Origin of the sequence: Providencia sp. PROV073 (genome assembly GCF_033688125.1) — a bacterium.
Taxonomy (GTDB): domain Bacteria; phylum Pseudomonadota; class Gammaproteobacteria; order Enterobacterales; family Enterobacteriaceae; genus Providencia; species Providencia hangzhouensis.
Genome location: NZ_CP096353.1, coordinates 835,739 through 848,207 on the forward strand (window position 1 = coordinate 835,739; position 12,469 = coordinate 848,207).

The window sequence follows — 12,469 nt, forward strand, 5'->3', positions numbered from 1 at the left end:
CTTTAGTCGAGCATCATATTGATGTTCAGGTTGTACATAATCCACAGTGAGCCAATGACCACAATGCCAACAATAAGCATGGTGAACAGGAAGGCAACTAAATTCCAACGCTCATCTGATGATGTATTCATATGTAAGAAACAAACCAAATGAACCAGAATTTGCACAACCGCCATGCCTACAACAGTCCAAAGGATTGCTGAAGTTGACGCTGTACCTTCCATCACCATCCAGAAAGGGATCACTGTCAGGATAACTGATAGGATAAAGCCAATCAGGTATGTTTTAACGCTACCGTGGCTTGCTCCAGTGTGAGCATCTTTTGCATGACTCATTTAAATAGCCCCCAGAAGATAAACAACGGTAAATACACAAATCCACACAACGTCTAAGAAGTGCCAGAACAAACTTAGGCAGTTTAAACGTGTTTTGTTGACATCAGTCAGGCCACGGCGAGTGACTTGGATCATCATGATAATAATCCAGATCAGGCCCGCAGTTACGTGTAGACCGTGAGTCGCAACGAGTGCGAAGAAGCCAGATAAGAAACCGCTACGGTCAGGACCAAAGCCTTCTGCGATCAATTCATGGAACTCATAGATTTCCATGATGACGAAGCCAAGACCTAACAGGAACGTTGCAAATAGCCATAAGTTAACAGCAGCTATCTTACCTTTGTGCATCGCTATCATTGCGAAGCCGTAAGTGATACTACTCACTAACAGTAAGAAGGTTTCGCCTAATACGAACTTCAGACTGAAGATATCTTTACCAGCAGGACCGCCAGCAGTTCCATCGGCCAAAACAACATAGGTAGCAAACAAACAAGCAAACAGGATCAAGTCGCTCATAATATAGAGCCAGAAACCGAATACTTTTGTTCCACCTGCATCGTGGTGCCCATGCTCAGCATGGGCGATATTTTGGTTAGTCATTGTATTAGTTGACATCGTTCACACCTGCCTTACGCAATTCTTCAAAGTGCTTATTCTCGATTTCTTCGATTTCAGCCACAGGTACGTAGTAATCAACATCTTCGTCGAAGCTTTTTGCAATCCAAGTTACGATCATTCCACCGAAACCAATGATTGCGAGCCACCAGATGTGCCAGATCATTGCGAAACCTAAAACTAAGCTAAATGCAGCGATAATAACGCCTGCGCCTGTGTTTTTCGGCATATGAATTTCTTCATATGAAGTTGGTTTCTTATGAGCAAGGCCTTTCTCTTTCAGATCCCACCATGCATCGCGGGTTTGAACGTGTGGTTCAATCGCAAAGTTATAGAAAGGTGGTGGAGAAGATGTCGCCCACTCAAGTGTACGTCCACCCCATGGGTCACCGGTTAAATCACGGTTTTCATGACGGTCACGGATACTCACAATGATTTGGATAACTTGGCATGCAATACCGATTGCGATTAACGCAGCACCGCCTGCAGCAACAACTAACATTGTGTGGTAAGTCGGGTCAATATTCTGACTTAAACGGCGGGTCATACCCATAAAGCCAAGAATATACAGTGGCATAAAGGCTAAGAAGAAACCGATGATCCAGAACCAGAAGGCACGAACACCCCATTTCTCATTTAGCGTGAAGCCATATGCTTTCGGGAACCAGTAAGTCATACCCGCGAAGCATCCGAATACAACACCACCAATGATAACGTTATGGAAGTGAGCAATCAGGAATAGACTGTTATGCAGAACGAAGTTTGCACCTGGAACAGCAAGCAGAACACCAGTCATACCACCAACAGAGAAGGTGATGATGAAACCGATAGTCCACAGCATAGGTGATTTAAACTCGATACGGCCTTGGTACATGGTAAACAACCAGTTGAAGATCTTAACCCCTGTAGGGATAGCGATAATCATTGTGGCGATACCGAAGAAGGCGTTAACGTTCGCTCCTGAACCCATCGTAAAGAAGTGGTGCAACCAAACGATGAAGGACATAACGGTAATAACGATTGTCGCCCAAACTAATGAGGTATAACCGAATAAACGTTTTTTCGAGAAGGTTGCTGCAACTTCAGAGAATACACCGAACACTGGCAGAACAAGGATATACACCTCAGGGTGACCCCATGCCCAAATCAGGTTGATGTACATCATCATGTTGCCGCCCATATCATTAGTGAAGAAATGGGTGCCTAAATAACGGTCTAACGTCAGAAGCGTTAATGTAACAGTTAAGATAGGGAAAGCAGCAACAATCAATACGTTAGTACATAACGCAGCCCAGCTGAATACAGGCATTTTCATCATCGACATACCCGGCGTACGCATACGGATAATAGTCGCGATAAAGTTAACCCCTGTTAATAGTGTACCAATACCGGATATCTGGAGACTCCAGAGCCAGTAATCGACCCCGACCCCAGGGTTGTACTCCAAGCCGGATAATGGCGGATAAGCCAACCAACCAGTTTGTGCGAATTCACCTACCCCTAGAGAGATGTTGATTAACACAACACCAACAACAAAGAACCAGAAGCTCAATGAGTTAAGGAATGGGAACGCAACATCACGTGCACCAATTTGCAGAGGCACAACTAAGTTCATCAGACCGACAACGAATGGAGTTGCCATGAAGAAAATCATGATAACGCCGTGTGCGGTGAAGATTTGGTCATAGTGATGAGGATTCAAGAAACCCTCTTGGCCAGCAGAAGCAAGAACTTGCTGCCCACGCATCATGATAGCATCCGCGAAGCCACGGAATAACATAACCATTGCGACAATGATGTACATGACACCAATTTTCTTATGGTCAACAGAGGTTAACCATTCTTTCCACAACCACTTCCATTTACCAAAGTAAGAAATCACACCTACTAAGCCAAGTCCACCTAGGACAATAGCAATCAGGGTGACAACGATAATCGGCTCATGGAGCGGAATTGCATCTAGTGTTAATTTTCCGAACATGCCCTTATTCCTCAGCGCCAGCAGCATGAGCACTATGGCTCATTTGCATTGAATTGCCTGTAGCATCGTTATGGTCAGTCATTGAATGACTTTGATTTTCTACAGGAGCGTGACCTTTATGGTGCTCATGACCAAACTTCAGAACGATATCTTCATAAAGTTTAGGCTTCACGCTAGAGAAGTAGGTAACAGGAACGTTCATGCTTGGCTTAGCGACTTCGTCGAATGCCTGCATGGTATCCATTGTTTTAGGAGAAGCTTTTACCTTTTGTACCCACTCATCAAAACCTTGACGGTCTGGAGTTGCAATAGCATTGAACTTCATATCAGAGAAGCCATGGCCACTGTAACTTGCTGAGAAGCCTTTGTAGGTACCTGGTTCATTAGCGATTAAATGAAGTTTAGTTTGCATACCTGCCATCGCGTAGATTTGGCCACCTAAAGATGGAATGAAGAATGAGTTCATCACCGAATCTGACGTGATTTTGAAGTTAACTGGCACACCTGTAGGGAATGCGATTTCATTAACTGTTGCAATGCCTTGCTCTGGATAAATAAATATCCATTTCCAGTCAGCAGAAATAACTTCAATAGTGACAGGTTCCTGATCACTCACTAATGGCTGATACGGGTCCAGCTCATGTGTCGTCTTCCAAGTGATAGCACCTAGAATAATGATAATGATGATAGGAACGGTCCAGCAGACTAACTCAATTTTATTTGAGTGAGCCCAATTAGGACGGTAGGTTGCTGACGTGTTGGATTCACGGTATTTTCTTGCGAAGATAATCGTCATGAAAATAACAGGAATAACAACAAGTAGCATTAAGCCAATTGCAATAAGAATTAGCTCTTTTTGTTTAACGCCAACGGCGCCTTTTGGATCCATCAACACCATATCGCAACCACCTAGTAGTAAGGCAGCTACAACGAGTGAGATTGCTCCGATGCTTTTTTTGTAGTTCATAAGTCTCATCCACGACCCCAAATGACAAAGATTCTAATTGTCGTTTCATCAGTGCGGGCATTTTACGGTAAGGTTATGCGAGTGTAAATGATTGTAAGGCAAAGAAACTGAATTGTTAGCTCTTTATGTTAATATGATCACATGTAAAGAACTTATAAACAAAAAGTTAAAATTGATACGGATTATAAGTATGTATTGATAAAACTCTATTAATACTAAATTATCTTGGTAATTTTTCAAAGAAAAATATATACAAAAGAAATGAAAAAATAGTGAAACTGATATAAATGATTAGCAATTTGCTAAGGGAAATTACAGTTTTTATTGCCGATAAAGCTATTTTGGTTGCTTTATCGGCTAAATCATAAAGAAAAATTCTTATTTTACTGATAAAAATAAGAAAATAGTTAACTTCTGATGCAATGTTCTATAGTGCGCTAAAAGGTATACTTTAATGTGTAAATGATTGCATCTTGGTAGAAAGTATCTCCTAATTTATTATCAGCATAGCGGTATTGTACCCCTGCAGAAACATGGTTTGTTGCATTCCACCAAAAAGCGAGGGCGCCATTTATGCCATTACGCTTGTCCCCGTTATAGCGTTTATTCCTCGCGAATTCCATTTCATGCCAGTTTGTTATCATGAAATTTTCTTCGAATACGCTGAAATTATAGCCAGCCACCCAACCTGCTACATATCCATTATTACCTGAATAGAATGTCTGGTCGGTGTAATTAAGAGCAATAAAAGGTTTAAACCATAAATCACCGAATGCAGTGTTATAACCAATACCATATAAAGTATTCACATCGTGGAAATTACCACCATACTTGGCTCCAGGTAATGACCAAGTGCCATAAACGTGTCCGTATAGGTTGAAACCAGTATCACCTAAATAAAAGCGGCCTGTTGTTTTAATGGTATAGCGTTTATTTCGTCCTGAATCGGTGTGTTGGCTATGGAGTGGGTTTTCGAGATCAAAAAAGCCATATAACTCACCCCAATTAAAATTGGCACCGCCTTCAAGCTCAATATAGGCAAAATCTTTCTTACGTGTCGTGTTTTCTGTTTTGGTTTCAGTACGATGTGACCAATCTAAATAGTTTACATTGACATCAGCAAAGCCATTTTTATAGCCAATAATATTGTCAGAATATGCCGTACCTGCTAGAGAAATTAAGGCGGTCATGTAAATGATTTTTTTCATATATAGATTATTTTCACTTATTGATTAATGGAATTTAGTAGTGCGTTAGTTATTAACACTTTAGCTAACCAATTTGTAACTTGTGATATATTAGACTTGAAAATTGTAATTAAGAAATATTTTACACGAATGAAGTGATCGTAATCACGATATTTAGATGTTATTGCTTTGTTTTGCTATTTAGATCTAATTTATACAAAAGATCAAATTCCCTAAACAAATAAGCTTTGCTTAGGGAATTATGAAAAGAATGAGAAAGAGTATTGGGAGGGTTATTGCTGTACTGTTTTGCGAACGGCGAGGAAATCTAAACTACCACCAATAACTAAGCTGATAGCACCAATGCTAATACCAGTATTAAAAATAAGGTTTTGGTAGTGGGGTAAACTCAGCCAAAATTCAATGTGTGTTGTAAACAGATAAACTTTCATATCACTAAATGAAAATATAAGTAATGAAAGTAGCCAAATAGCAAGGAAGCTAACGGCAGTAATAAGAGCATAAACGGCAATGCGATACCCTTTCGCATACAGCTGACGCCGTTGAAACAACCCTGTTGTTTGTGTGTAGATTAAGGATGTCCGACAAGCTAATAAAAGCAAAACACCAGGGACTGCAACTGCGATCGAAATAAGGTAGAACAGTGGCCAGCCATAATTACTGACAAAAATACTTGCGACTGGGCCAATATAAACACGACCAACGGCGGAAAGAGCAGAAAGAAGTGCAAACTGCGTTGCGGATAGCGACTTATTACATAGTGTCATTAATAGGGCGACAAAAGCGGCGGTTCCCATACCAGAGAAGATATTTTCTAGAAAGATAATCGACCCCATGGTTAAGATATGGGGCGGTGTTATCGCTAAGAACCAATAGCCTATATTAGAGCCGCCTTGTAGAAGCCCAAAAATAAATAGAGCTTTAAATAAGCTCATATTTTTCATGAGATAACCACCAAGTAACGCTCCAACAATAGTTGCAGCCATACCAACAGTTTTATTGACGGTACCCACTTCGCTTAAACTAAAACCAAGAGCATTTAATAGAAAGTTGGTATTAAGCGCCATGACAAAGGCATCACCGAGCTTGTAAAAAACTAACAGTAGTAAGATTAGCCAAGCATTGTTTCGGCTAAAGAATTCAGCGAGTGGTTCGTATATTGCTTTTTTTAGTGATGTTGGTGCAGCGCAGCTTTCTTCGGGTTCTTTCGCGAGTAATGTTGCGATAACGCCGATAATCATCAGCCCTGCCATGACTAAATATAGTTGTTTCCACGTTAAAAACTTATCCGCTAACCAAAGAGCAAGGCCGCCTGAAACTAACATGCTGATCCGATAACCCATAACTGAGGTTGCAGCACCAATTCCGCGTTCTTCCGCACTCAGTAAATCAGTTTTATAGGCATCAAAAACAATGTCTTGTGAGGCTGAACAAAATGCAACAGTGACCGCCAGCGCAGCAAGGTACCACAAATGTTCTGAGGGGGTCATAAAGCCCATAGCGGCAATGCTGATAATCAACAGAATTTGCGTGGTTAATAGCCATCCTCTTCGACGACCAAGAAAGGGCGGAGTATAGCGGTCCATCATTGGGGACCAAAGAAATTTCAACACATAAGCCTGTCCGACTAATGAAAAGAAACCAATAGTTTTAATATCGACATTTTCAACAGTTAGCCAAGCTTGTAATGTACCTGCAGTTAAAGCTAAAGGTAGACCAGAAACAAAGCCTAAAAGGATTAAAGTGATGTTATTTGGTAGAGTAAAACGAGGCATTATTTCCCTCTAAGCCAGTGTGATATTGCTGCAATACATTGCGCTGCAGAGGTATTGGCTGCGCTATGCTACCCAAGCTCAATCAGTGAGAGCTTAGGTAGCTTAATACTTAATGATAATGATTGCTCAGTTAATAGCGTGAATTTTGTCTGATAAAATCGGTGATTTCTTGGTCTGTTGCCATATCTGCAATTAAATCAGTGAGTGCGCTATTGATAGCTGTTGCAATCTTGTCATTATTGGCTGCTAATAACTCTTGTGTATTAAAATTGCGGGTAAATGAACGTGTTTTTGTCGAACCATTTGGGGCTGTTGCAATAATACTCACACTGGAGTTTACGGTAATATTATGGCGCAAGCTGCCTTCACTGACTTTGGTATCGAGTTTATTCAATTGAACGACTAGATTCACATTTGCTGGTGATGTCACCATAAAGCCACGTGCAGCCATTTGTTTTTCGACGGCTTCTTGCATCAGATAACGAGGATCGCGTGAAGGGTTCAGTACGACTAAACTGCCATTGCGGTTGACTTCCGCTAAGGATTTATTCGTACGATTGTCTACACTGCTAACACTGATTGAAGTTGCATTCAGTGTGGGGTTTTTTGCAGGTAAAGCTATCTTAGGCTCAAGTGATAATGTATTGCTGCTGGTTGCACAGCCCGCAAGAAGAAATAACCCTAAAAGTGGAAAACACAGTTTTCTTAACATAATTTTTTCCAGTTCATCTTTCCTAATTGAAAATGTTTCGTTATGGTGCGGGTAGCCGTCGTTCAATATAAAGCTTAGCGGCTTATTTATCCTGAACTATTAGACAACAATTTTTGAAAAAATTCGCATCAATGTGCCGCTATCATAACATTGGCAAGTTATTATCGGATATTTCTATAATAAGAAGATAGCAATAATCAACACGTACAATAAAAGATAATTGCCTCTGAGCATAATTTTTAATTAAGGAGCATTTTATGGTCGCTAATGCAGCTCAAAGTATGCAATCTCTTGTGAGCCAAAAATTACAAGCTGCTTTCGAACCTACACATTTGGAGGTAATTAATGAAAGCCACCAACACAATGTGTTACCGGGCTCTGAAAGCCATTTCAAAGTTATTTTAGTGAGTGATAAATTTGAAAATAAACGAATGCTTGCCCGCCACCGCGAAATTTATGCTATTTTAGCCAGCGAATTATCGGGAGGGATCCATGCCCTTGCTTTGCATACATATACGCAACAAGAGTGGAATGAGCTTGCTGACACTGCGTTAAAATCACCTGCTTGTCGTGGTGTCGGCGGTGTTAATCGGTAATTTTTTGTTTCAGTTAATACACTGAGACTATGCTGTACTTAATCAGCCATGCTCGATGATGAGCTTGGTGAATGTTTTTTCTTCAAATTAGGTGAAAAAACAAAAAATTTAGTCAGAAAAGTCACAAATAATGAGGAAAAAACGCTTCTTTTCTCAGCTTTTCTCGACTCAGGGCGCATGCATCGGTATAATGCTGCGTCTAATTTTCAGTAAGGTTTCGGGACGCTTCTGATATCAGGGATTGACCGTTACGAAAGTAACGCCCCCGGTTCTGGAAGGGAGACAGCCGTTATGATTTAATGGCATAACTCTGGAGTAGACCGATCACTAAGATTTATTTTGAGGTAAGAAGATGCAAGTTTCTGTTGAAACGACTCAAGGCCTTGGGCGTCGTGTAACAATCACCGTTCCTGCCACTGATATTGAAAAAGCAGTTAATAGCGAATTAGTTAGTGTTGCTAAAAAAGTACGTGTTGATGGTTTCCGTAAAGGGAAAGTACCAATGAACATCGTTAAACAGCGTTACGGCGCGTCTGTTATGCAAGACGTTCTGGGCGATGTAATGCAACGTAACTTCATCAACGCAATTATTGAACAAAAAATCAATCCAGCGGGTGCGCCTAGCTACAAACCTGAGCAACTCGAAGACGGTAAAGATTTTGTTTATTCAGTTGAATTCGAAGTTTACCCAGAAATCGAATTAACAGGTTTAGAAACGATTGAAGTTGAAAAACCAGCTGTATCTGTAAAAGATGAAGATCTGGAAAACATGTTAGAAACTCTGCGTAAGCAACAAGCGCAGTGGAAAGAAGTTGAAGCGGCAGCAGAAGCTGACTCTCGCATCACTATCAACTTTACCGGTTCTATCGATGGTGAAGAATTCGAAGGCGGAAAAGCAGAAGATTTCGCGCTCGTTATGGGCGAAGGTCGTATGATCCCAGGCTTCGAAGAAGGTGTTGTTGGTCATAAAGCGGGTGAAGAATTCGATATCGAAGTTAACTTCCCAGAAGACTACCATGCTGAAAACCTGAAAGGTAAAGCGGCGAAATTTGCTATTGTTCTGAAGAAAGTAGAACAACGTGAACTGCCTGAATTCACTGAAGAATTCATCAAGCGTTTTGGTATCGCTGATGGTTCTTTAGATGGCCTGCGTGCAGAAGTACGTAAAAACATGGAGCGTGAGCTGAAAAATGCCGTGCGTAACCGTGTTAAAGCACAAGTTCTTGATGGCTTAATCAAAGCTAACGACATCGAAGTTCCAGCAGCAGTTGTTGATGGTGAAATTGATGTTCTGCGTCGTCAAGCGGCACAGCGTTTTGGTGGCGACGAAAAACAAGCGATGGAATTACCTCGTGAACTGTTTGAAGAACAAGCAAAACGTCGCGTAGTGATCGGTCTGCTGTTAGGCGAAGTGATCAACAAAAACGAACTGAAAGCTGACGAAGATCGCGTTAAAGCGCTGATCGAGGAAATGGCTTCTGCGTATGAAGATCCAGCTGAAGTTATCGAATACTACAGCAAAAACGAAGAGCTGATGAATAGCGTTCGTAACTTAGCTTTAGAAGAACAAGCTGTTGAAACTGTATTGGCTGTTGCTAAAGTGACAGAAAAAGAAACTAACTTCACTGAACTGATGAACCAAGTTCAAGCAGGTTAATTCTTTCTTGCTGTACAAAATAATGAAACCCGTGGTGTAATACTACGGGTTTTTTGTCAATTAAAGCCTTTAAATTATCACTTTAGCGAATTTAATTAGGATACCCTTGAAAAACACATTTAAACCCTAATTATATTATCTATACTTCAAGTAGTCTAAGTGGGGCTTTAATTGCAATTTGAACTATTTTGAATAGCTTAATATTGTAGAAATAGTGATATTAACCAATCGAGTTATTTCGTCATTTTTGAAAATCAAGTATGGTTTTCTAATGGTATAATTCCGTGTAACCCAATAGACTTGTGTTAAACTCTTTTACAGAGCGTCTTGTTTACTGCAGCATACTTAGCTGCATTTTCTTCTTATTTCGCCAGTTGCTTGGTTAAATATTAGCTAAACTAGAAAATAAGAGAATTGAAAGAGCCTGCAGACACAGGAATTTTTTAAAACCGTTGTTTGTGGCATGATCTCTGCTCAAAATAGCAGGCAGACAGCAAATTAGGCGCAAGCACCGGAACGTTTTTAATAGGAGATTTCGATGTCACATTTTGGCAGTCAGGAACAATTAGCATCTCAAATGGCCCTTGTGCCTATGGTCATAGAGCAAACTTCTCGTGGTGAGCGCTCGTATGATATTTACTCACGTCTATTAAAAGAACGTATTATCTTCCTGACTGGTCAAGTGGAAGACCATATGGCGAATTTAATCGTCGCTCAGATGTTATTCCTTGAAGCAGAAAACCCTGAAAAAGATATTCATTTGTATATTAATTCACCGGGTGGCGTTATTACCGCAGGAATGTCAATTTACGATACGATGCAGTTTATCAAGCCTGATGTAAGTACTATTTGTATGGGACAAGCTTGTTCCATGGGGGCTTTTTTATTGACGGCGGGTACCAAAGGTAAACGTTTCTGCTTACCAAATTCACGCGTGATGATCCACCAACCATTAGGGGGTTATCAAGGTCAAGCGTCAGATATCGAAATTCATGCTCAAGAAATTCTTAAAGTGAAATCTCGAATGAACGAGCTAATGGCTCTACATACTGGTAAATCCATTGAAGAAATTACTCGAGACACAGAGCGTGACCGCTTCTTATCTGCAAATGAAGCAAAAGAGTATGGTTTAGTCGACCAAATTTATAGTAGCCGTTAATGGGTTAACTTTTGGTATAATTAGTTCATACCATAAACTATTTTAAAGAAAATCGTTGTTTTGTTTTTTAATTGAATGAAAACAAAACAATATGGATAAAAGTGAGGTCAACTGATGACAGATAAACGCAAAGAGGGGACAGGAAAACTGCTTTACTGCTCTTTCTGCGGAAAAAGTCAGCATGAAGTTCGTAAGCTGATTGCCGGTCCGTCAGTCTATATTTGTGATGAATGCGTAGATTTATGTCTCGATATCATCCGTGAAGAAATAAAAGAACTTACGCCGCATCGCGAGCGTAGTGAGCTGCCTACGCCACATGAAATCCGGCAGCATCTTGACGACTATGTCATCGGCCAAGAAAAAGCGAAGAAAGTCTTAGCGGTTGCTGTATATAACCATTACAAGCGCTTGCGTAATGGTGATAAAACCAGTGATGGCGTTGAATTAGGCAAAAGTAATATTTTGCTAATTGGCCCAACCGGTAGTGGTAAAACGCTTTTAGCTGAAACTTTAGCGCGTTATTTGGATGTACCATTTACAATGGCTGATGCAACGACATTAACTGAAGCTGGTTATGTCGGTGAAGACGTTGAAAATATTATTCAAAAATTACTACAAAAGTGCGATTACGATGTTGAAAAAGCTCAACGTGGTATCGTATATATTGATGAAATTGATAAAATTTCACGTAAGTCAGATAACCCATCAATTACCCGTGACGTTTCTGGTGAAGGTGTGCAACAAGCCCTTCTGAAACTAATCGAGGGAACGGTTGCAGCAGTACCGCCACAAGGGGGACGTAAACACCCTCAGCAAGAGTTCTTGCAGGTTGATACTTCAAAGATCCTCTTTATATGTGGTGGGGCATTTGCAGGGCTCGACAAAGTAATTGGCCAGCGTTTAAATACCCGTTCAGGTATCGGTTTTGCTGCCGAAGTGAAAGGTGAATCAGATAAAGCAACGGAAGGTGAGTTATTAACTCAGGCAGAGCCAGAAGATTTAATTAAATTTGGTTTAATTCCTGAATTTATTGGCCGTTTACCTGTTGTTGCAACATTAACTGAATTAAGTGAAGAAGCATTAATTCAGATTCTGCAAGAGCCTAAAAACGCTTTAACTAAACAATATCAAGCCTTATTTAGCCTTGAAAATACTGAACTCGAATTCCGTGAAGAAGCACTAAAAGCAATAGCTAAGAAAGCTATGGCACGTAAAACCGGAGCTCGTGGTTTACGCTCTATTGTTGAAGCTGCATTGTTAAATACGATGTATGACCTTCCTTCAATGAGTGATGTTGAAAAAGTTGTCGTTGATGAAAACGTCATTAACGAACAATCAGAACCGCTATTGATATATAGCAAACCTGATGCTCAAGCTTCTGGCGATAACTAATCCCATATAAAACGTTCAATAGTTAATCAAACGAAATGAGGGGTTTCCCTCATTTTGTTTTTTATGTTCAAC

At 40.5% G+C, this 12,469-nt stretch carries 11 protein-coding genes; 4 read left to right on the forward strand and 7 right to left on the reverse strand.

Annotated features, from left to right (window positions below; all coding sequences use genetic code 11):
- Positions 1-2 precede the first annotated feature (2 nt).
- From M1F17_RS03565 to M1F17_RS03595, 7 genes are all read right to left on the reverse strand, one after another.
- Entirely contained in the window at positions 3-335 is a 333-nt protein-coding gene (locus M1F17_RS03565) for a cytochrome o ubiquinol oxidase subunit IV (RefSeq protein WP_004905459.1), read from the reverse strand.
- A complete protein-coding gene (locus M1F17_RS03570; protein ID WP_004905456.1) occupies positions 336-950 on the reverse strand; it encodes a cytochrome o ubiquinol oxidase subunit III in 615 nt (204 codons plus the stop codon).
- Entirely contained in the window at positions 940-2,931 is a 1,992-nt protein-coding gene (gene cyoB / locus M1F17_RS03575; RefSeq protein WP_036958554.1) for a cytochrome o ubiquinol oxidase subunit I, read from the reverse strand. Before cyoB ends, M1F17_RS03570 begins: the two co-directional genes overlap by 11 nt.
- A gap of 4 nt (positions 2,932-2,935) precedes the next feature.
- Positions 2,936-3,907: a cytochrome o ubiquinol oxidase subunit II gene (gene cyoA / locus M1F17_RS03580; RefSeq protein ID WP_004905454.1), complete on the reverse strand. Its 972-nt coding sequence runs from the start codon at positions 3,905-3,907 to the stop codon at positions 2,936-2,938.
- Between the two features lie 428 nt (positions 3,908-4,335).
- On the reverse strand, positions 4,336-5,106 hold the full coding sequence (locus M1F17_RS03585) for an outer membrane protein OmpK (RefSeq protein WP_112307844.1): 771 nt from the start codon (positions 5,104-5,106) through the stop codon (positions 4,336-4,338).
- A gap of 272 nt (positions 5,107-5,378) precedes the next feature.
- Entirely contained in the window at positions 5,379-6,881 is a 1,503-nt protein-coding gene (gene ampG, locus M1F17_RS03590; RefSeq protein WP_094962141.1) for a muropeptide MFS transporter AmpG, read from the reverse strand.
- 130 nt (positions 6,882-7,011) lie between these two features.
- Positions 7,012-7,593: a YajG family lipoprotein gene (locus M1F17_RS03595; protein WP_036958553.1), complete on the reverse strand. Its 582-nt coding sequence runs from the start codon at positions 7,591-7,593 to the stop codon at positions 7,012-7,014.
- A gap of 257 nt (positions 7,594-7,850) precedes the next feature.
- On the opposite strand from M1F17_RS03595, the gene bolA reads away from it, so the two are divergent.
- From bolA to clpX, 4 genes are all read left to right on the forward strand, one after another.
- Positions 7,851-8,189: a transcriptional regulator BolA gene (gene bolA / locus M1F17_RS03600; RefSeq protein ID WP_004905448.1), complete on the forward strand. Its 339-nt coding sequence runs from the start codon at positions 7,851-7,853 to the stop codon at positions 8,187-8,189.
- 352 nt (positions 8,190-8,541) lie between these two features.
- Positions 8,542-9,846 carry a trigger factor gene (tig, locus tag M1F17_RS03605; RefSeq protein ID WP_004905445.1) on the forward strand — a complete coding sequence of 435 codons (1,305 nt, stop codon included), beginning with the start codon at positions 8,542-8,544 and terminating at the stop codon, positions 9,844-9,846.
- 538 nt (positions 9,847-10,384) lie between these two features.
- On the forward strand, positions 10,385-11,005 hold the full coding sequence (clpP, locus tag M1F17_RS03610; RefSeq protein WP_004905443.1) for an ATP-dependent Clp endopeptidase proteolytic subunit ClpP: 621 nt from the start codon (positions 10,385-10,387) through the stop codon (positions 11,003-11,005).
- A 114-nt stretch (positions 11,006-11,119) separates the two neighbouring features.
- A complete protein-coding gene (gene clpX, locus M1F17_RS03615) occupies positions 11,120-12,397 on the forward strand; it encodes an ATP-dependent protease ATP-binding subunit ClpX (RefSeq protein WP_094962144.1) in 1,278 nt (425 codons plus the stop codon).
- Positions 12,398-12,469: the final 72 nt, after the last annotated feature.

What these genes read in the sequence shown, in the direction of transcription:
- cyoA (WP_004905454.1), bottom strand. Translation starts at nt 3,907, where the DNA reads ATGAGACTTATGAACTACAAAAAAAGCATCGGAGCAATCTCACTCGTT.
- M1F17_RS03595 (WP_036958553.1), bottom strand. Translation starts at nt 7,593, where the DNA reads ATGTTAAGAAAACTGTGTTTTCCACTTTTAGGGTTATTTCTTCTTGCG.
- bolA (WP_004905448.1), top strand. Translation starts at nt 7,851, where the DNA reads ATGGTCGCTAATGCAGCTCAAAGTATGCAATCTCTTGTGAGCCAAAAA.
- M1F17_RS03585 (WP_112307844.1), bottom strand. Translation starts at nt 5,106, where the DNA reads ATGAAAAAAATCATTTACATGACCGCCTTAATTTCTCTAGCAGGTACG.
- clpP (WP_004905443.1), top strand. Translation starts at nt 10,385, where the DNA reads ATGTCACATTTTGGCAGTCAGGAACAATTAGCATCTCAAATGGCCCTT.
- ampG (WP_094962141.1), bottom strand. Translation starts at nt 6,881, where the DNA reads ATGCCTCGTTTTACTCTACCAAATAACATCACTTTAATCCTTTTAGGC.
- clpX (WP_094962144.1), top strand. Translation starts at nt 11,120, where the DNA reads ATGACAGATAAACGCAAAGAGGGGACAGGAAAACTGCTTTACTGCTCT.
- cyoB (WP_036958554.1), bottom strand. Translation starts at nt 2,931, where the DNA reads ATGTTCGGAAAATTAACACTAGATGCAATTCCGCTCCATGAGCCGATT.
- M1F17_RS03570 (WP_004905456.1), bottom strand. Translation starts at nt 950, where the DNA reads ATGTCAACTAATACAATGACTAACCAAAATATCGCCCATGCTGAGCAT.
- tig (WP_004905445.1), top strand. Translation starts at nt 8,542, where the DNA reads ATGCAAGTTTCTGTTGAAACGACTCAAGGCCTTGGGCGTCGTGTAACA.
- M1F17_RS03565 (WP_004905459.1), bottom strand. Translation starts at nt 335, where the DNA reads ATGAGTCATGCAAAAGATGCTCACACTGGAGCAAGCCACGGTAGCGTT.